Below are 18,607 nucleotides of genomic sequence, written 5' to 3'. Positions count from 1 at the left end.
GGTTACCGGCCGAGCCGATGCTTAAACCATTCAGCACGGTGTTGACCTCAGGCGTTCGTCGCGCTGAACACCAACCACAGAGAATCCAAATTCCGGGTAAACGTCGCTCCCCCGCGGCACCCGTGACGTGTGGGTCCGACCATCGGACCGATACTTGAACGAACACGAAACGCGAGCTGACCAGTCCATCCGCCGAAAGGACACCCATGGCCCCACGAGCCCCGCGAGCCACGTTGCGCGACGTTGCCCTGCGCGCCGGAGTGTCGGCTGCCCTCGCTAGCTATGCGCTCAACGGAACCGGTCGGGTTGCGGCCGAGACGATCGAACGGGTCCTCACGGCTGCCCGAGAGCTCGATTACCAAGTCGACGCCCGCGCCCGCAGCCTCCGCACGGGCGTCTCGAGTGTCTACGGGGTCATCATCCGCAACATGCGGAATCCGTTCTTTCTCAACGTCCTGCGTGGAATGGAAACGCGTGCTGATCAAGACGGCGCCTCACTGCTGATCGTCAACTCCGGATACGACCCGAATCGAGAGGCAGCTGCACTGCGGCGGCTCGCGTCCGAAGGCGTCGGAGGTATCGCCATTGCACCCATCGGACGGAACGGAAGGCTCGGCGAGTGGGCCGCCGCTCATGAGAGCCTCCCCATCGTCGCATTCAATCGAACTCCGGATCCTGCCGACCTTGTCGGTTCGGCACGCGTGCCTACGGCCGGGCCCGACGATCACCATGCCGTCAAGCTCGCTTTGGGACACCTGCGCGAGCGCGGACACCGTGAGGTGTTCCTCATCGCAGCTCCCATCGACCTCGCAGCCGACTGGGGTCGCCAAGAGGAGTTCCTCAGGCTTTGCGAAGAGTGGGGAATCCGAGGGAGCATCGTGCGCTGTTCGCTCGATCATGACAGCGTCGTGCAGGAGACCGCCCAGATCATCGACAGGACTCGTGTCCCCGGCTTTATTGTCAACTCGGACTATCTCGGCGCGGCGATCTACGACGCAGCCCGTTCACGAGGCGTTGTCGTCGGAAAGGAGCTCAGCGTCATTGGCCACGATGATCTGGCGACATCCGCACTTCTCGAGCCGGGCCTCACCACCATCGCATTTGACCAGGAGCGACTCGGGGTCGAAGTCATGTCGATGCTGCTTGAATCGACGCCCGGCCAGAATGACCGTCGTCTCCCCGTCCATCTCGTGACGCGCGGGTCAGTCGCCGCCCTTGGCTAGGCGTTCGAAGCCTGCCTGAGTCCGCCGCGATGCCCCCGTAATCTGCCCGGAGCCTGGTCCGACGGTGGCTGTTCGAACAGTTGACGTGGGCACGTTCTGGGCTCAGTCGTCGAGCACGCCAGCGACCGCGTCGACGACCAGCTGGAACACCGTGTCGGCACCCTCGGCGCGCGACTGTGAGGCCGCGGCCCGCCACGCGGCCCCGAGCGTGTCTCCCGCGTCCGCGCGCGCGCCGAGCTCGGCCGAGAAGGAGCGGAAATCCGCCGCCGTCGCCGTAGTGTTGCCGTCCACGGCATCCGCTGCCGCTGCGATGCCGCGCACGACCACCGCCTGGTCGGACCGTCCGGCGGCGTCGCAGACCTGGCTGAAGGCGCGCAGCCCAAGCCACCACGCGGAGCCTTCATCGCCTACCGCGAACGGCAGCCAGGCGCGCGCCGCCGAGCGGAGCGCCTGGCCGGCGCCGGCTCCGATCTCATCGGCAACCCGAGCGGCGTCGGCCGCTGCAGTTGCCCCTTCGCGCACCGAGCGCAAAGCCGCGATGTCGCCGGCGACGTCATTCGTCATCCCTGCCTCGGCGATGGCTTCGTACGCGGCGCGAACGCAGCTCGCGTCGAGACGCCCTGGCTCCTGGGCGTCGCGGGCGCGGCTCGCCTCGAAAGCCTGGGAATCGCCTAGCGCCGGATCGGGATCGATCCCGCGGGCGAGCTGGTTGGCGAGCGCGTCGGCGCCCTCGTGGATATCGGACATCGCAATCCTCCAGCGAAAGAGCGGCGGGATCCACTTCGTGACCGAGCCAGTTCGCCCGCCTGCACAACTCGTGGCCCATCATAGCGGGCAGCGGCCGGGTGCCATGCGGAAGTCGCAGCGCACCCGGCCGGGGCTGCGTGGGTCAGAATCCGATCGGTTCGCGGACCAGGATGACGGTGGCTCGGTTGGGGAAGAGCTCGCCGTTGATGATGAGGATCTTGGCCAAGGTCGCGGGCATGCCGACCGTGTGGCGGAATCGCTCGTCTTCCATCGGGTAGGCGTAGGTCTCGATGCGGCGCAGGGCCGTCTCGAGGTCGGAGACGATCTTCTGTGTCCCGACCACCCAGATGGCCTTCCCGGCGGAGTAGCTGTAGTGGCTGAGCTGGCTGCCGCTCCCCGACGCGGCGAGCATCTGGCCGGACTCGGTCACGGCGTGGATGCTTCCCACGACGTAGTCCGGCGCAGCCCCAGCGACCCTCATCTCGTCGAACCGCCCGGCCTCGCGCAGGGCCGCGAGCGTCGGGCGGACGGCGTTGTACTTTCCAGACTGGTTGATGTCCGCGTCGATGCCACTGATCCGCAGCGTCTCGCTCGAGGACGTGAAGACGGACTTGTCGGTGGGCAGGATCTCGGCGACGAGGGTACGGGCCTCGGCTGCGGTGTCGACCACGTGCACGGCATAGCCCCTCCCGCGCAGGGCCGCGGCGGCCCGCTGGACGCGCTCTTCCCCCGCGGGGGTCTCGAAGCTCGGGTCGAGCTCCAGCCCGTGCGGCGTGGTAGTGGTGGCCTCGGTGTCCTCGACGTCGACAGTGGTTTCAGGCATGGTTTCTGCTCCTAGAGTGAAGTTGGTTCTGGCTGCGGTTGGTCGGTCCGAATGGCGGCGCCTGACGACGCACGTCGGCTTGGGGCGGCGTCGCCCTCACGAACCCTGAGGGTCAGCAGCAGGCCGAGGATTCCAATCGCTGCGCTGGCCCAGAACACGTCGTGGAAGGCCCCGAAGCTGGCCGCGGCCCGCTCCGCCTCAGTGGCGCCCGCTCCGAGCGAGCCGAGGCGGGTCGACGCGCTGGCCGCCAGCAGGGTCGCCATGAGCGCCACCGACACCGCGCTAGCGAGCTGGCGGGCGGTGGAGAAGATCGCAGACGCCCGCCCCGTGTCCGCGAGCGAAATGCCGGTGAAGGTTGCCGCGTTGAGCGGCACCATACTCAGGGCACCGCCGAAGCCCAGAAGGGCCAAGGCCGCCCCGAGCCATGGAAGGCTCGCCGCGGAGTCGACGCCAGCCAGGATGGCCTGGCTCACGATGACGAGGGCGAAGCCCGCCATGAGCATGCTTCGCGGTCCGATGCGTTGGAATACCCGGTCCGCGATGAGCAGCCCGGCGAGCATCCCGACGGCCTGCCAGGAGGTGACAAGGCCGGACTGTGTCGCGGTCAGCCCGAGCTGGGTCTGGACGAGCAGCGGCACGACGAAAAGGGCGCCCGTCATCACCCCAGCGGCAGGAAGAAGCAGGGCGTTTCCGAGCCGGAACATCCGGTCCCGGAGGAGGCCGAGGTCGATCATCGGTGCGCGCGACCGCCGCTCCACCAGCACGAAGAGGGCCCCTAGGGCAAGCCCGAGGGCGGCAGTGCTCAGTGCGACCACGTTCCAGCCTTCGCGCGCGCCCTTCTCAAGGCCGATCAGCAACAAGGCAAGCCCGCCTCCGCCGGAGAGGAACCCTGGCAGGTCAAATCGGCCCGCTGCGCGCCGCCCACCCGGCTTCAGCACGAGCACGCTGTAGACCACAGCGAGTGCCGCGATTGGCAGCTTGAGGAAGAAGATCCAGCGCCAGGACACTTCGTCGGCCAGCCAACCGCCGAGCACCGGGCCAAGGGCCGGGGCGAGCGTGGTCGGAATGGTCAGCAGCGCAGACGCCCGCGCACGCTCCTCGGGCGGAAACGCCCGGAACAGCATGGCCGTGCCGACAGGGAGAATCAGTCCGCCGCCCACGCCCTGGACGGCCCGGGCGACGACGAGCTCCGGAATCGACCCGACCAGGCCGGCCCACAGCGAGGCCGCGGTATAGATGACCAGCGCTGCGACGAAGGTACGCTTGTCCCCGAAACGGTCCGCGACCCACCCGGACGCGGGAATGAAGACCGCGAGGCTGATGAGGTATGCCGTCACGACCCACTGCAGCTCGCTCGTCCCGGCGGAGAAGTACCGGCCGAGGATCGGCAGCGCCGTATTGAGCACCGTCATGTCGAGGATTTCCAGGAACAGGGCCATGGCGACGGCTATCGCCACGAGCCACTTGTAGGGGATGCTCCGCGCGATCGAAGTCATGGTTGCTCCAGCAGCCCGGCGTTGCGCTCCGTCACGTCAGATCACCGCGATCTGCAGTGCCGTGGCTGCGGCCGCCACGACGAAGAGGACCACCGGTCCCGCGGACTTCGCGAAGCCGTCCCGCGCCCGGAGGTGGTAGGCCAGCGCGCCGATCATCAGCAGAGCCAGCCCGATACCTGCGGCGACGCCGAGCGGCTCCAGGAGCAGGCCTAGCGCGACTCCCACGCCGCCCAGGACTTCAAGCGCGCCGATGGTCCGCTGAAACGAAGGCCCGACCCCGAGCCCGTCAAGAATGCCCGCCACCGGCTGCTGCCGGCGGATTTTCTGCACTCCCGCGGCGAGGAACAGCACGCCGAGGAGTACGGAGACGATGATGGTGAGGATGCTCATGTGAAAGGCTCCTTGAGAGGTAAGGGAACATGTCGATCGACAAAACCCTTAACTCAATGAAGTTATTCCTTCACTGAATGAACAGACAGGTGGGGACGTGGACGAGCAGGGGCGCAGGCTGCAGACGTTGGATGAGCTCCTGCGGGTGGCAATCGAGATGAGGCGTCACATCGATGAGGTCGGGGACCAGTTCGGGCTCAGCGGGCCGCAGGTCCGGCTCCTGCTCGCTCTCGATCACCCCTTGCGCATGAACGCCGCGGCCGAGGCAACCGCCTGCGAGCCGCCGCATGTGACGATCCTCGCCGAGCAGATGGAAAGGTCCGGTCTCCTGGTCAGGACCACAGATCCCGCGGACCGGCGCGCGCGGCTGCTCGTCCTCACCGAGGCCGGAGTCAAGAGACGCGAAGAGGTCATCCCGGCCCTGCTGGAAAATGCGCCCGTCGTCTCCGTCCTGGACCTCGAGGCCTGTATCGGACTGACCCAGCACCTCCGGACCGGCCGCGGCATCTCGGCCGCGGCCGGCTCCGGCTCCGGCTCTGACGGCTGATCGGCCGGGAGCCTAGACGACCCCTTGGGTCAGCGCTGGCCGCGCCCCGTGAGCTGCTTCCAGCGGTCGGTCAGGCCCCACTTGGTCACGTTGACCATGGCCTCGATCACGATGTTGCCGCTCATCTTCGAGGAGCCGAGCTCGCGCTCGACGAAAGTCACGGGGACCTCGACAACCTTGAGGCCCATCTTGTCCACGCGCCAGGCGAGGTCGACCTGGAAGCCATAGCCCACCGAATCGACGTCATCCAGGTCGAGCTTCTCAAGCGTCGTGCGGCGGAAGGCGCGGTAGCCGGCGGTCATGTCCTTGACCTTCAGGCCAAGCATGATCCGCGAATACGTGCTTCCGGTGCGGGAGATGAGCTGCCGGTAAAAAGGCCAGTTGACCACGGACCCGCCCTGAACCCAGCGCGAGCCAATCACGAGGTCGGCACCCTGCTCAACGGCCTCGAGGAGCCGCGGAAGCTGCTCGGGCTGGTGGGAGCCGTCTGCGTCCATCTCGACGATCACGTCGTAGTCGTGCTCGAGGGCCCACCTGAACCCGGCGATGTACGCCGCTCCGAGGCCTTCCTTGCCCTTGCGGTGCATCACGTGGACCTGGGGGTCCTCGGCGGCGATCCGATCCGCGAGCTCGCCCGTGCCGTCGGGGCTGTTGTCGTCCGCCACGAGGACGTCGGAGGCCGGCACCGCCGAGCGCAGGCGTCCAAGCGTTTTGGGCAGGGACTCGAGCTCGTTGTACGTCGGAATGATCGTCAGAATACGCACGCAGGCGTCCCTTTCGGAGGCTGGTCACGGTCGCGGCGCCCTCGCGGGAGGGCGCAATCGCCCATTATATCCAGCACCCCGGCAGGCCCACGCGCCTTCGGGCCAGTCGCGGGGCTGGCAGCTGGTCAGTCCCCCGGCTGTTTTCTACTGACACGTGGACCTGCCCCAGGGCAGTACCGCCATCCGAGGTCTCGATGGCGGCTGGGTTGACCGCAAGCTTCCCACAAGCGGCGCAACCCGATGACATTCGATCCTACGTGCCCTACACAGCCTGTCAACCAGTGCCTGACCTGCGAAAACACGTGTTTTGCCTGCTCAGCCCGGCGTTTCGGACCGGAAAACCGTCCGGCCGTACATGTTCTATGACAGCAGGTCCGCGGCAAAGCCGCCGGCGCTGTAGAGGCTCGTGCCGCGGTGAACGGTGGCGAGGCAACGGGGCGGGTTCTCGGTGTCGAGGGCCGGGAGGAGTGGGGTGCGCGCCCTGGGATCGGTGCTCCAAGCCTGGACGCGCTCGTCCGCGACCTGCACCATGAGCTCGTCGACCTCCCAGATCGCGAAGCTCGCGGGCGCCCCCGGCACGAGCTGGCCCATGAGCGGGTCGGAGTGCCGCATCGTCCTCCAGCCGGCCCGCGTGTGGCCGATGAAGGCCGCACGGGCCGAGATCCGCTCGCTGGGCGTCGAGTGGTTGAGGCAAGCCGCAACGCTGGCCCACGGGTCCTGATCGCACACGGGGGCGTCGCTGCCGAAGCACAGCGGCACGCCAGCCGCGGCGTAGCTCCCGAACGGATTCATGCCCTCGTGGCGCGCGCCGAGCCGCTCGGCGTAGAGGCCATCGCTGCCGCCCCACGCGGCCTCAAACAGGGGCTGCGCGCTCACGGCCACCGCGTGGGCCGCGAGCTCGGCGATGGCCTCCCGCGAAGCCATCTCGGCGTGCTCGAGGCGGTGGCCCGCCGCGCGGACGGCGGACGCCCCAGCGAGTTCGTCGGCCCGCCGCAGGCCCTCGAGGGCGATCCCGAGGGCGCCGTCGCCGATGACGTGGAATCCGCCCTGAACGCGCAGTTCCGAGCACGCCGCGAGATGGCGCCCCACCTGTTCGGCGTCGAGGTACGCGGTTCCCCGCAGGCCGGGAGCGTCGGCGTAATCGGCGGTAAGAAGCGCCGAGTGCGAGCCGATCGAGCCGTCGATGTTGAGGTCCCCCGCGAGACCGAGCACAGGCACCCCAAGTGAATCGAGAACCGTGCGGGCCTCGTCCGCGGAGCCGACCAGCTGCCCCCAGTACGCCATGACCTGGGGGAGGGCGGCGCCGTCGTCCGCTCCCCTGCCGCCCAGTAGGAGCCGAAGGTCGTCGAGGCCCGCGATCTGCGGCGCGGCCTGCTCGACGAGCGCGACGTAGCCGCGGGAGGCCGCGCGCTCGAGCGCCGCGCGCTGGAGCGCCTGGATCTCGAGCGGGCTGCTCGGGCGGGACGCCGCCCGGGCGGCCGCGAGGGCGGCGCGGCTCGCGAGCGGCCCGCCGTCCCAACCGTCGGCCCGCTGCCCGCCGACGCCGTCGAGCCCGGCGGCGGCCGCGAGCGACGGCGAGACGAGCGCTGAATGGACGTCGACGCGCGTCAGCAGCACCTTGCGCCCCGCAGCGGCCCGCTCGAGCTCCATCGCGCCCGGCAGCGCACGCTCCGCCCAGCCCGACTCGTCCCAGCCGTGCCCGAGCACAGTCCCCGACGTCGCCGAAGCGGCGCGGGCGACGGCGTCGAGCAGCTCCGTTGCAGAGCGCACCGTCGAGAGATCGAGGGAACGGAGCGCGAGGCCCGTGTCGGAGACGTGCACGTGGGAGTCCACGAAGCCAGGAGTCACGACCGCGCCGTCGAGGTCGACGGTCCGCACGGTGGGCCCCGCGATCGAGGCAGCTGCCTCCTCGCTGCCGACCCACGCGACGGTGCCGCCGTCCACGAGCATGGCGGACGCGAGAGGGTCTGCGGTCGAGTACACCGAGCCGTTGCGATAGAGGGTGAGCTCGCGCTCCGAGGACATGCGGGGGCCTTTCTTTCGGATACTGGCCGGTTGGCCCGGTCGGGGAAGGCGTCAGTCGGCGACGCTGGAATACGCGACGACGCCGCGCTTGATCGCATCGATCGCGGCGTGGCACAGTCGCCGCACGCGCGGCTCGGCGCCGGGGACGTCGGCGAGCTGGTCGAGGAGATCGATGACCTGCTTGACCCAGCGCACGAAGTCCCCTGCGGCCAGCTCGGTGCCCGAGAGGACGTTCTGGAGCTCGCGCCCCCGCGCCCATTTGTAGACGGGCCACACAAGGCCGAAGTCCGGCTCGGCCGTCCGCGGGAGGCGGTGCTGCTCCTCGACGCCCTCCAGCGCGGTCCACTCCCTCAGCACGGCGTCGACGGCCACGTCGAGGGAGATGCTCGGCATCTTGGGCGGCAGGCCCGGCTCGTCGCGCTTCGCCTGGTAGACCAGGACGCTCGCGAGGGCCGCGAGCTCGGCCTCGTCGACGTCGTCGAACGCGCCCGCTCTGAGGGAAAGCGCCGTGAGAAGGTCCTTGTCGCCGTAGATGCGCCGCAACTGCTGCCCGCGGTCGGTGACCCGGATCTCGCCGTCGGCGGTTTCAAGGCACCCGTAGGACTCGAGGACCTCGCACACCCGGTCGAACGTCTTCGCGATCGTGTTGGTGCGCCCCTGGATCTGCTCGACGAGGTGGTCCGTCTCCCGGCGCAGCTTCGTCCATCGCTCCGCCCAGCGGGCGTGGTCCTCGCGCTCGGCGCAGCCGTGGCACGGGTGGGCCCGGAGCTGGCGGCGCAACTCGGTGATGCGCCGCTCGCTGTCCTCGTAGCCCGCCGCGAACGCAAAGTCGCGGCGCGCCCTGCGCCTGCGGCCGGTGGCGTCCGGCCCCTCTGCACGGGAACGGTCGACGGCGTGGCGCATCGAGGCGGCGAGGTCCCGGCGATCCTTGGGCCGCTTGGGGTCGAAATGCTTCGGTATCCGGATCCTCGCGATCGGCTCGACGGGGCCGTCGAGGTCCTGATAGCCGATGCGCCGCAGGTTGTGGTCGAATGTGAGGACGTGCGGACGGGGCTCGCGCGCGTTGGTGTCCGCCGCAAGGACCACCGCCGAACCGCTGAGCCGCCCCTCGGTGAGCTCCACGACGTCTCCCGGCATGAGGCGCGCGAGCGAGTCCACCGTCATGCTCCGGCGCATGCGTCCGGCCTCGCGGGATGCGTACTTTTCCGCCATCGAGAGATCCTCGCGAAGTCTCACGTACTCCGAGAAGTCGCCGAGATGGCACGTCATGGCCTTCTCGTACCCCGCAAGAGACTCCTCGCGCTCGCGGACCTGCCGCGCGAGGCCGACGACCGAGCGATCGGCCTGGAACTGGGCGAAGGAGCTCTCGAGGATGTCGCGCGCCCGCTTGCGGCCGAACTGGGCCACGAGGTTGATGCTCATGTTGTAGGTGGGCCGGAAGCTCGAGTTGAGCGGGTACGTGCGCCGCGAGGCGAGGCCCGCGAGAGCCGTCGGGTCGAGTCCCGGCCGCCACTGCACCACGGCGTGCCCCTCCACGTCGATGCCTCGACGTCCCGCGCGGCCTGTCAGCTGGGTGTACTCCCCCGGCGTGATGTCCACGTGGGCCTCGCCGTTGAACTTCTCGAGCTTCTCAATGAGCACGCTCCGCGCCGGCATGTTGACGCCGAGCGCCAGCGTCTCGGTCGCGAAGACGGCCTTCACGAGCCCGGCGGCGAAGAGCTTCTCGACCACTTCCTTGAAGGTGGGCAGAAGCCCCGCGTGGTGCGCGGCGATGCCCCGCAGGAGCCCGTCACGCCACGACCAGAAGCCGAGGACGCCGAGATCCGCAGGCGGAAGGTCCTTCGCCGCCTCGTCGATCGCCGCAGAGATCGCAGCGCGTTCAGGTGGCGTGGTGAGGTCCAGCCCGGCGTCGACGCACTGCTGGACGGCTGCGTCGCAGCCCATGCGGGAGAAGATGAAATCGATCGCCGGGAGGAGCCCCTGCCGCTCGAGCGACTGGATCATCTGCGGCCGGCTCGCGCGGGTCCCGGACATCTGGACCCCACCCTCCGAACTTCCGCCCGGACGCCCGCCGGGCCTGCCGTTGCCGCCGCCTGGCCTTCCGTCGCGGCGCCGCGCGCGGCCGCCGTGGCCGAAGCGGGCCCCGGGCGTGTGCGACTCTCGGCGGGCGACCTCGACGAGCTCCGGGTTGACCGCAGTCAGCTCACGGGGGTGCTCCTCGCGGCGCGAGGCCGGCGCTGCCGGGGCAGGGGTGTCCTCGTCCTCCCCCGCATCGCCCACGTGGTCGTGCGCATCTGCGAGGTCGTCGAACGACTGCCGCGTCGCGAAGAGGTCAACGAGACGCCGGCCGACCATGACGTGCTGCCACAGCGGGACAGGCCGGTGTTCGGAGACCACGATCTCCGTCTCTCCCCGCACGGTGTCGAGCCAGGCTCCGAATTCCTCGGCGTTCGACACGGTCGCGCTGAGCGAGACGATCTGGACGTCTCGCGGGAGGTGGATGATGACCTCCTCCCACACCGCCCCCCGGAAGCGATCCGCGAGGTAATGCACCTCGTCCATGACGACGTATCCGAGGCCGTCGAGAGTCGAGGAGCCTGCGTAGAGCATGTTCCGGAGGACCTCGGTGGTCATGACCACCACGGGGGCCTCGCCGTTGATGGTGACGTCACCGGTCAGGAGCCCCACCTGATCGGGGCCATACGCCTCGGCGAGCTCCGCGTACTTCTGGTTGGAGAGGGCCTTGATGGGCGTCGTGTAGAAGGCCTTGAGCCCCTTCCGCAGCGCGAGGTGCACCGCGAACTCCCCCACCACGGTCTTTCCCGCGCCGGTCGGAGCCGCGACGAGGACCCCACGTCCGGCTTCGAGGGCGCGGCAGGCCTCGCGCTGGAAGGGGTCAAGGGGGAACGGCAGCTCCGCCGCGAAGGCCCCGAGTTCGGTCTTGGAGAAGGCCCGCCGCTCGGCGTCCAAGGCGTAACGCTCGGCGGGGGTCAGGTTCTCGGGGACGGTGGACATGAGTCCAGCCTAAATGGTGTAGAACGTCTGGACTCCGTCGGGGAGTTGGACGATGTGGCAGGGCTGGCAGAGGGCCAAAATGTCGGAGGGTGCCGGGAGACTCGGAGGTGATGGGCAGGCACACGACTTTCCGGTACCGGCTCGACCCCACGGCCGAGCAGGCGATTGTGCTTGCCCGGCACGCGGGGGCGGCCCGGTTCGCGTTCAACCAGTCCCTGCGCCTTCATCTCGATGCCAGGAAATCCCGCAGCGAGGGCAAAGCTGTAGCGGTTCCGTGGACGCGCGACGGGCGAAGCCGGACCGGTTGGCTGGGTCGGAGTGGACCGCGGCTTATCGACACCCATAGTGTCTGCGACCGCCGACGGGGCGGAAACGCTCCGGATTGCTGCAGCGCCAAGGGCTGCAAAGTCCGCTCTGCCCAAGACCCGCCGCCTGTCCAGGGAGGTCCCCCGCAAGCAGAAGGGATCGAAGAACAGGGCCGACGCCCTCACCCGGCTCGCCCGCCACCACGAGCGCATCCGCAACCGCAGGCAGCACTTCCTCCACCAGGTATCGAACAGGCTGGTCAAGACCCACGCCCGGCTCGTCATCGAGGACCTGAACGTAGCAGGGATGCTCGCCAACCACGCTCTCGCGGCCGCGATCGCCGACGCAGCCTGGGCCGAGCTCGCCCGACAGCTCGCCTACAAGTGCCTCTGGCGCGGCGGCCAACTCGCGCAGGCCGACCGGTGGTTCCCTTCCTCCAAGACCTGCTCCCGCTGCGGCCACCTCCGCACGGAACAAGGCCTCGGCGATCGCACCTACCGCTGCGACGAGTGCGGGCTCGCCATCGACCGCGACCTCAACGCCGCGGCAAACCTCGCAGCCTGGGCCGAGGACCACGCCCAGCCCCCGGACCCCGAAGCACGAGGCCGGGACACCAACGCCCGCCGACACGCAGGCTCTGGCCCCCGCGCAAGCGGGGACGAAACCAGCGTGGCCGACGCGGGAACCCGCGACGAGCCGCCCACAGCCGCTTGATCAACGGACGCCCGAGAAGGGCGGTGCCGAACACCAACCGGGGGTTCGACACGCTTTAGAACTTGTCGAGGTCCTCGCGTGACGTCGGGGTATCCGCCGCGGCCTCCGACTCGACGGCGAGCTTCGCCTGGCGGCGCAGCCGCCGCCTGTCCTGCAGGAGGCAGACGCCGATGGCAGCGAAGAACAGTGCCAGGAGGGGCACCGCCAGCATGAACATCGAAATCGCGTCGGCCCCGGGCGCGGCGAGCGCGGCGAGGACGAACACGAGGAAGACCGTGATGCGCCACGCCTTGAGGATGGTCTTGCCGGCAAGGACCCCGGCCGCATTGAGCCCCACGAGCACCACGGGCACGAGGAACGCGATCCCGAGGAAGAGCACCATGTGCGTGACGAAGTCGATGTACTCGCGCCCGTCGATCAGGTTGGAGAAGCCCGACGGCGTGAACTGCGTGAGCGCGCGGACCACCTGCGGTGTGACGCTCCAGCCGACCCACACGCCCGCGAGAAACAGGGGCACCGCCGCCGCCATGTAGCCGATCGTGTAGCGGCGCTCCTTGACGGTGAGGCCGGGCATGATGAAGGCCCAGACCTGGTAGATCCACACGGGGCTCGAGAGGACGAGGCCGATCTGGATCGCGAGCTGGAGCTTGAAGTCGAACGGCGAGCCGACCGTGGAGAAGTTGACGCCCGAGATGCCGCCCGTCCGGGCGGCAATATCCTTGACCGGCTGCTGCAGCGCCTCGAGGATCGGGTCATACAGGAACCAGCCGCCAATCGCACCCAGGAGCACGCCGATGGCCGACTTGATGAGCCGGTTCTTGAGCTCCCGGAGGTGCTCGAGGAGGGGCATCCGGCCTTCGGGATTGGCCTTCCGCCCCTTGGCCGCGGCCACGCTCAGGCGCGCTTGGACGGGCCGGCGGAGTTCCCGTCGCCCTCGTCAGCGCCCTTGGGCGGGATGACCTTGCCCTCGACGGGCCCCTCGGCCGAGCCCGAAGAAGAGGACGACGACGAAGTCGACTTGCCGTCTTCGCTCCTCATCTCCTTGACCTCGGATCGCAGGATGCGCATGGACTGGCCGAGGCTACGCGCCATGCCCGGAAGCTTGGGCGCGGCAAAGAGCAGCAGCGCCACAACAATGATGATGACGATAGGCCACGGGCTATCGAAGAGTCGTCCCACAAGAAGTCCTTTCCTTCTACTGCAAGTCTAGATGAGTCCGAGGTCACGGAGGGACTGCGCTTGCCCTCGAGCTGCCCTTCGGGCCACGCGCCTGAGTCGGCGCGCCTCGCGACGCTCGGACTTCCCGCGTCGGTAGGCGCGGCGCACCGTCTCCGGGTCCGCGAAAACCGCGCTGCCCGGCGCCGGTGCGTTGGCGGCCTGAGCCGGGTCGCCGCCGTCGTCTGTTGGCTCGGACAGCGCAAGAGCGCTGCCCATGGTGACCCCGGCGAGACTCTCCCCGACGTCGCGCAGCGCACGGAGCGCTTTCCGCACAAGCCAATAGCCCACAAGCACTAACGCGACGGCGCCGCCAACGAGCAGCGCCGTCCACAGGAGGACCCAGAACCACCACGGCACGAGGAAGAGCCTATCCGTTCCCGGTGGCTCGCAGCGCACGTGTGAACCACGCACGCGACACCGCCACGGCTGCTTCGGGCCCCTCGAGCGCGACCGATCCCCCGAACTGGGCGAGGAAGCGAGGGAGCCAATCGAGCCCCGCAACACGCAGACGCACGCGGCGGCTGCCGTCTTCGAGATCGACGCCGCCGATCGCGCCGTATTCATGCTCGACCCACGCGGCCTCGGGGGCGAGCCGCAGGACCGCTTCGACATCCGTGGCACTCGGTTCGACGAGCCAGTCCTCAGCGCGCGCCGTGACTCCCTCCGGCAACGGCTGCGCCTCGCTCGGCTCAAGTCCGACGATCCGGTCCACGCGGAACACGCGGCGCTCCTGCGCGCGATGGCAGTAGGCCTCGACGTACCACCGATCCCCGTCCGAGCGGAGGGCGAGGGGGTTGACGAGGCGCTCGGAGCGTTCGTCCTTCGTCGGATTCAGATAGCTGAGCCGGAGGGTGCGCCCGCCCGCGACCGCCGCCCGGAGCACCGGCAGAAGTTCCGCATTGCGCTGGGGCTCGGCCTTGACATCGATCTGCGGAACCGAGCGCGCGCCATGGGCGGTCGCCGCGCCCACCTTGGCGGCGAGCGCCTCGAGAGTAGGCCTCTCGTCGGGCGAGGCCATCGGCAGGAGCGTCTGCAGGCCGAGCTGGAGCGAGAGGGCCTCCTCGATGCTCAGCCGCCGGGGGAGCGCAAGCTCGGGCGCGTTCGCGAGGCTCACGACGCCCTCGTGCACGTCGACCTCAATGCAGTCCTGCCAGCCGCCAAGGTCGGTAGGCCCCGAATACTGCAGGACGGAGAGCTCCTGGGTGAGCTCGCGCTCTGTCATGCCGTACTTGGCGGCGACCTCATCGACCGCCACGGGCCCGCGAAGCAGGAACGGCACGAGGTCCACGATCCGCTCGAGGCGCTCGTCCGAGGGCCTCGTACGCCGAGGCGCCGGCGCGGTGACGGCACGCGCTCCCGTGGCGCCGAGGGCCGCGAGGGCACCGTCGAAGCGACGGACGACGGCGCCCGCGAGCTCACTGGGCGACTCGACAACGAGCGCGTCGCCGAAGCCCGCGAGATAGTCCGCCGCGACCGTGACGTCCTGGAAGGCGTATTCGCCGAGCTCCCAGCCCTCCGGCGCGTCGCCGACGACGGGTTCCCATGTGGTCCGCAGCTCAAGAGCGCGGCCCTCGGCGATCCGGATCCTCGCGGTCTGGGCCGGAAGCGAGCCGAAACTCTCGAGCTGCGCGTGGACCGCGCCCGCCTCCGGCGCGGGAAAGGCGCCCTCCGCTCCGACCCTGATCCGGCCCCGGATCCTCGACAGGCGGTACACGCGCGGGGCGGCGCGGCCGGCGTCGAACCCCACGAGGTACCACTGGCCGTAGCGCTGCCCGAGCCCCCACGGCTGGACGCGCCGCTCCTCCTCCCGGCCCGTGCTCGTCGCGTAGTAGGCGAACGTCACCTCGGCGCGGCGCGAGGCCGCGTCCGCGAGGGCGGTGTAGCGCGGGTCATCGACCCGCACGCGGGGCTGAACGAGCGACGGCGGCGAGTCGGGGAGCGCGCCAGCGGCCTCGAGCCGGCGGAGCGCGGCCCGCGCGTCGACGCCCGAGCGCGCGCCTTGAGTCGCGAGCCCAGCGAGGGCCAGGAGCTGCTGCTCCTGCGGGGTGAACTCGACCTCAGGAAGCCGGAACTTGCGGCGATCGATGCGGTAGAGCGACGTCGTCGCCCCGCTGTCCTCGCGTTCGTACCCCTGGCGCTCGGCCACCTCAGCGCCGAGCGCGCGGAGGTCAGCCTTGTCGCGCTCGAATTGGCGCTCCACGGTGTCCCTGTCCCGATCCGCCCCGGGAGTCCACCCGTAGACGTCGCGCAGCAGGCGCTCGCGGGAGATCCCGAGCTCGGTGTGCAGGAGGGCTATCAGGAGGTTGAGGAGTCGTTCGGTCTTCTTCTGGGACACACCGGCAGACTACCCGGAACGCCCGCGGGGCACGGGCGGCACATGCCGCCCGCGCCCCGCGGAGAGTGTGAGCTAAAGCTCGGGTCAGCGAACCCCGACCAGGTCGACCACAAAGATGAGCGCCTCGTTCGGGCCGATCACCCCGCCCGCGCCGGCCGAGCCGTACGCGAGATCGGACGGGATTTCGAGCCGGCGGCGGCCGCCGAGCTTCATGCCGAGAAGCCCCTGGTCCCACCCCTGGATGACCTGGCCGACGCCAACGCGGAAGTCGAGCGGCCGGCCGCTGTTCCAGCTCGCGTCGAACTCCTCGCCCGTGGACCAGGCCACGCCGACGTAATGGGCGGACACGGTGTCACCGGGGAAAACTTCACGGCCCTCCCCCTCGATGAGGTCCACGATCTTGAGCTCGGAGGGCACGGGCCCCTCGGGGAAATCGATCTCCGGCTTCTGCCGGTCGTACTCGCGCTGTCCGAAGGACATGGGTGTTCCTCTCTGTTGAACCGGGTCTGGGTAGCGGCGCAGGGTTACTGGACGCCGAGGATGTCGACGACGAAGACGAGATCGCCCTTCGCTTGCCCCTGACCCTGATCGCCATAGGCCTGGGCGGCCGGGATCACGAGCAGCACGCGCGAACCGACGGTCTTCCCGGTGAGACCCTTTGTCCAGCCCTCGATGACCTGCCCCAGGCCGAACGTCGCCGGGGTGCCGCGATCGTAGCTCGAGTCAAACTTGGTGCCATCGGAAAGGTTCACGCCGACGTAGTTGGCCACGATCGTATCCGTGGCCTGCACCGTAGCGCCCTTGCCCTTGATGAGGTCCTGCGAGATGAGCTGGGTCGGCTTCGCGACGCCCTTGACGTCGATCTGCGGGACTCCCTTCGAATCCTCGGTGACCTTCGGCAGGCCGGCAGGCGGCGTGACCGCGTCGCCGGACGGCTTGCTCAGCGGAGCGGGGACGTCCTTGGCGTCATTGATCTTGAGGATCAGGAGCGTCGTGGTCCCATCGCCACCCTGCTCGGCGCTCACGGGCGGGGTCGCGTAGGCGAGGTAGGAGCCGATCTTGGCGCCGACAAGTGCGTTGTAGAGCGACGCATTCTGCTGCTTGAGGCTATCGTCGACCGGCACCTTCTCGGGCTGGTCCTGACTGAACGAATCGCCGAGCGTGCTGCCGTCCGTGCCCTTGAGGGCGAGGACGCTCACGGTCGTGGACTGGCCGGCCTTCACGCGGGCGCCCGATCCCTCCTGGACCATCTTGATGGTGAGGCTGGAGACCGTGAGCGGCTTTTTGAAGTCGACCGTCGGCGCCTTCGCGTCGTTGGGAGTCACCTTGAGCGAGCTCAAGGCATTGACGTCACCGGCGGACTGGCTGGTCGGCTCGCTCGACGACGAGCTTCCGGAGCTGCAGCCGGCGACAAGCAGCGCAAGCGGCAGCAAGAGCGCAATGAGTCGGCGCACTGATCTACTTCCTGTGGGGGTCGCCGCCACGGTCGTGGCGGCGGTCGGGGGCCCGTGGGCCGTCACTAGGGTAACGACTCAGCCTGTGAACCAGCTCGCGCCCCTGCGGGCCACCCTACCGTTCGGACGGATTCAGCCCGAAAACGGCCGGAGCGTTTCGAGCAGCTCGTCGACACGAGAGTCCTCGTTCGCGAACGGGTCCTTGCACAGGATGGTGTGGTGGGCGCGATCGTTGAGCTTGAGGTGGACCCAGTCCACCGTGTAGTCGGCGCCGGCCGCCTGGGCCGCCTGGACGAACCGGCCCCGGAGCCGGGCGCGCGTGCTCTGCGGAGGGGACTGGATGGCCGTCTCGATGTCTGCGTCCTCGGTGAGCCTGGCCGCGGCGCCCCGGCGCTGGAGGAGGAAGAACAGTCCCCGCTCGGGGCTGATGTCGTGATACGTCAGGTCGAGCTGCGCGACCCTGGCCGAGTCGAGGTCCACGTCGTGCCGCGAGCAGTACGAATCGATGAGCTTCTTCTTGATGGCCCAGTCGACCTCGGTGTCGATTCCGGACGTGTCGCCGGACTCGATCGCCGTGAGGGTGCGGTCCCACAAGTCGAGGATGCGCGGCACGTGCGGCGTGTGAGCGCCGTACTGCTGAACGAATTGGCTCGCCTTCTCGAGATAGACCCGCTGCATGTCGAGGGCCGTGAGCTCGCTGCCGTTGGCGAGACGGACGACGGCGCGTCCCGACAGATCGTGCGAGATCTCCCGAATGCTGCGGATGGGGTTCTCCATGCGGAGATCCCTCATGATGATGCCGGACTCGATCATCCTCAGGACGAGATCGACCGTGCCGATCTTCATCATGGTCGTCGTCTCGGCCATCGTGGAATCCCCCACGATGACGTGCAGCCGGCGGAAGTGCTCGGCGTCGGCGTGCGGCTCGTCTCGAGTGTTGATGATCGGGCGGGACCGGGTCGTCGCCGAAGAGAGGCCCTCCCAAATGTGGTCGGCGCGCTGCGAGAACGCGAAGATCGGACCGTGCGGCGTACGGAGCACCTTGCCCGCTCCGCAGAGGAGCTGGCGCGTAACGAGAAACGGAATGAGGATCTCGGCCAGCCGGGAGAACTCGGTTCGCCGCGGGATGAGGTAATTCTCGTGGCTCCCATAGGAGTTGCCGGCGGTGTCGGTGTTGTTCTTGAAGAGGTAGACACTCCCGTCGAACCCCTCCTCGTGGAGCCGCTTCTGCGCCTCGTCGATGAGGTCCACGAGGATCCGCTCCCCCGCCCGGTCGTGCGCGACGAGCTGAGCCACGTCGTCGCACTCCGCGGTCGCGTACTCGGGGTGAGAGCCCACGTCGAGATAGAGGCGGGAACCGTTGCCGAGGAACACGTTGGACGACCGGCCCCAGCTCACGACCTTGCGGAAGAGGTAGCGCGCCACCTCCTCGGGGGCGAGCGGGCGGCCCTGGGGGCTCGAATACGCGATCCCGAATTCGGTCTCGACGCCGAAGATGCGGCGGTCCACGCGACTCCTTTGCTGTGACGAAGTGGTCTGACGGTGGTCGG

General features: G+C 69.1%; 16 protein-coding genes and 2 pseudogenes. 4 read left to right on the top strand and 14 right to left on the bottom strand.

Translation table 11 applies throughout. The features are described 5' to 3' along the window. Nucleotides 1-206 precede the first annotated feature (206 nt). Nucleotides 207-1,223 (top strand): LacI family DNA-binding transcriptional regulator, encoded by a 1,017-nt coding sequence (locus ACOKR1_RS10805; protein WP_422933085.1) that lies wholly within the window; start codon nucleotides 207-209, stop codon nucleotides 1,221-1,223. Nucleotides 1,224-1,325: 102 nt separating this feature from the next. Here ACOKR1_RS10805 and ACOKR1_RS10800 read toward each other — a convergent pair whose 3' ends face one another. The 4 genes from ACOKR1_RS10800 to ACOKR1_RS10785 all read right to left on the bottom strand — a co-directional run bounded on the left by ACOKR1_RS10800 (nucleotide 1,326) and on the right by ACOKR1_RS10785 (nucleotide 4,679). Beyond that, nucleotides 1,326-1,970 (bottom strand): hypothetical protein, encoded by a 645-nt coding sequence (locus ACOKR1_RS10800; protein WP_422933084.1) that lies wholly within the window; start codon nucleotides 1,968-1,970, stop codon nucleotides 1,326-1,328. 142 nt (nucleotides 1,971-2,112) lie between these two features. Next, nucleotides 2,113-2,793, bottom strand: coding sequence for an LUD domain-containing protein (locus ACOKR1_RS10795; protein ID WP_422933083.1), 681 nt, complete (start codon nucleotides 2,791-2,793; stop codon nucleotides 2,113-2,115). 11 nt (nucleotides 2,794-2,804) lie between these two features. Continuing rightward, entirely contained in the window at nucleotides 2,805-4,289 is a 1,485-nt protein-coding gene (locus ACOKR1_RS10790) for an MDR family MFS transporter (protein ID WP_422933082.1), read from the bottom strand. Between the two features lie 36 nt (nucleotides 4,290-4,325). Next, nucleotides 4,326-4,679: a DoxX family protein gene (locus tag ACOKR1_RS10785; protein ID WP_422933081.1), complete on the bottom strand. Its 354-nt coding sequence runs from the start codon at nucleotides 4,677-4,679 to the stop codon at nucleotides 4,326-4,328. A gap of 97 nt (nucleotides 4,680-4,776) precedes the next feature. On the opposite strand from ACOKR1_RS10785, the gene ACOKR1_RS10780 reads away from it, so the two are divergent. Continuing rightward, a complete protein-coding gene (locus ACOKR1_RS10780) occupies nucleotides 4,777-5,226 on the top strand; it encodes a MarR family winged helix-turn-helix transcriptional regulator (protein WP_422933080.1) in 450 nt (149 codons plus the stop codon). Nucleotides 5,227-5,255: 29 nt separating this feature from the next. On the opposite strand, the gene ACOKR1_RS10775 is transcribed toward ACOKR1_RS10780, so the two are convergent. The 3 genes from ACOKR1_RS10775 to ACOKR1_RS10765 form a co-directional block, all read right to left on the bottom strand. Then, nucleotides 5,256-5,990 carry a polyprenol monophosphomannose synthase gene (locus tag ACOKR1_RS10775; RefSeq protein ID WP_422933079.1) on the bottom strand — a complete coding sequence of 245 codons (735 nt, stop codon included), beginning with the start codon at nucleotides 5,988-5,990 and terminating at the stop codon, nucleotides 5,256-5,258. Between the two features lie 360 nt (nucleotides 5,991-6,350). Continuing rightward, a complete protein-coding gene (locus tag ACOKR1_RS10770; protein WP_422933078.1) occupies nucleotides 6,351-8,015 on the bottom strand; it encodes an amidohydrolase in 1,665 nt (554 codons plus the stop codon). A 51-nt stretch (nucleotides 8,016-8,066) separates the two neighbouring features. Beyond that, nucleotides 8,067-11,030 carry a DEAD/DEAH box helicase gene (locus ACOKR1_RS10765; RefSeq protein WP_422933077.1) on the bottom strand — a complete coding sequence of 988 codons (2,964 nt, stop codon included), beginning with the start codon at nucleotides 11,028-11,030 and terminating at the stop codon, nucleotides 8,067-8,069. A gap of 110 nt (nucleotides 11,031-11,140) precedes the next feature. On the opposite strand from ACOKR1_RS10765, the pseudogene ACOKR1_RS10760 reads away from it, so the two are divergent. Both ACOKR1_RS10760 and ACOKR1_RS10755 read left to right on the top strand, forming a co-directional pair. Then, nucleotides 11,141-11,266: pseudogene (locus ACOKR1_RS10760) on the top strand (helix-turn-helix domain-containing protein); the annotation flags it as partial. 79 nt (nucleotides 11,267-11,345) lie between these two features. After that, a pseudogene (locus ACOKR1_RS10755) lies at nucleotides 11,346-12,050 on the top strand (RNA-guided endonuclease InsQ/TnpB family protein); the annotation flags it as partial. A gap of 55 nt (nucleotides 12,051-12,105) precedes the next feature. Here ACOKR1_RS10755 and tatC read toward each other — a convergent pair. From tatC to pafA, 7 genes are all read right to left on the bottom strand, one after another. Beyond that, entirely contained in the window at nucleotides 12,106-12,900 is a 795-nt protein-coding gene (tatC, locus tag ACOKR1_RS10750; protein ID WP_422936610.1) for a twin-arginine translocase subunit TatC, read from the bottom strand. A gap of 44 nt (nucleotides 12,901-12,944) precedes the next feature. Further along, nucleotides 12,945-13,229 carry a Sec-independent protein translocase subunit TatA gene (gene tatA, locus ACOKR1_RS10745; protein WP_415856445.1) on the bottom strand — a complete coding sequence of 95 codons (285 nt, stop codon included), beginning with the start codon at nucleotides 13,227-13,229 and terminating at the stop codon, nucleotides 12,945-12,947. Between the two features lie 27 nt (nucleotides 13,230-13,256). Next, a complete protein-coding gene (locus ACOKR1_RS10740; protein WP_422933076.1) occupies nucleotides 13,257-13,625 on the bottom strand; it encodes a hypothetical protein in 369 nt (122 codons plus the stop codon). Nucleotides 13,626-13,635: 10 nt separating this feature from the next. Next, nucleotides 13,636-15,603: a helix-turn-helix transcriptional regulator gene (locus ACOKR1_RS10735; RefSeq protein WP_422933075.1), complete on the bottom strand. Its 1,968-nt coding sequence runs from the start codon at nucleotides 15,601-15,603 to the stop codon at nucleotides 13,636-13,638. Nucleotides 15,604-15,687: 84 nt separating this feature from the next. Continuing rightward, entirely contained in the window at nucleotides 15,688-16,083 is a 396-nt protein-coding gene (locus ACOKR1_RS10730; RefSeq protein WP_422933074.1) for an FKBP-type peptidyl-prolyl cis-trans isomerase, read from the bottom strand. Between the two features lie 44 nt (nucleotides 16,084-16,127). Then, on the bottom strand, nucleotides 16,128-17,057 hold the full coding sequence (locus tag ACOKR1_RS10725) for an FKBP-type peptidyl-prolyl cis-trans isomerase (RefSeq protein WP_415855256.1): 930 nt from the start codon (nucleotides 17,055-17,057) through the stop codon (nucleotides 16,128-16,130). A 132-nt stretch (nucleotides 17,058-17,189) separates the two neighbouring features. Beyond that, nucleotides 17,190-18,566 (bottom strand): Pup--protein ligase, encoded by a 1,377-nt coding sequence (gene pafA / locus ACOKR1_RS10720; RefSeq protein ID WP_422933073.1) that lies wholly within the window; start codon nucleotides 18,564-18,566, stop codon nucleotides 17,190-17,192. Between the last annotated feature and the right edge of the window lie 41 nt (nucleotides 18,567-18,607).

This window comes from Sinomonas sp. P47F7, from assembly GCF_049332655.1.
Lineage (GTDB): Bacteria > Actinomycetota > Actinomycetes > Actinomycetales > Micrococcaceae > Sinomonas.
The sequence above is the reverse complement of the archived record's forward strand: the minus strand, read 5'-3'. Positions and strand labels throughout refer to the sequence as shown.

Coding starts and splice junctions, on each gene's coding strand:
- ACOKR1_RS10805 (WP_422933085.1), top strand. CDS start 207: ATGGCCCCACGAGCCCCGCGAGCCACGTTGCGCGACGTTGCCCTGCGC.
- ACOKR1_RS10800 (WP_422933084.1), bottom strand. CDS start 1,970: ATGTCCGATATCCACGAGGGCGCCGACGCGCTCGCCAACCAGCTCGCC.
- ACOKR1_RS10795 (WP_422933083.1), bottom strand. CDS start 2,793: ATGCCTGAAACCACTGTCGACGTCGAGGACACCGAGGCCACCACTACC.
- ACOKR1_RS10790 (WP_422933082.1), bottom strand. CDS start 4,289: ATGACTTCGATCGCGCGGAGCATCCCCTACAAGTGGCTCGTGGCGATA.
- ACOKR1_RS10785 (WP_422933081.1), bottom strand. CDS start 4,679: ATGAGCATCCTCACCATCATCGTCTCCGTACTCCTCGGCGTGCTGTTC.
- ACOKR1_RS10770 (WP_422933078.1), bottom strand. CDS start 8,015: ATGTCCTCGGAGCGCGAGCTCACCCTCTATCGCAACGGCTCGGTGTAC.
- ACOKR1_RS10765 (WP_422933077.1), bottom strand. CDS start 11,030: ATGTCCACCGTCCCCGAGAACCTGACCCCCGCCGAGCGTTACGCCTTG.
- tatC (WP_422936610.1), bottom strand. CDS start 12,900: ATGCCCCTCCTCGAGCACCTCCGGGAGCTCAAGAACCGGCTCATCAAG.
- ACOKR1_RS10730 (WP_422933074.1), bottom strand. CDS start 16,083: ATGTCCTTCGGACAGCGCGAGTACGACCGGCAGAAGCCGGAGATCGAT.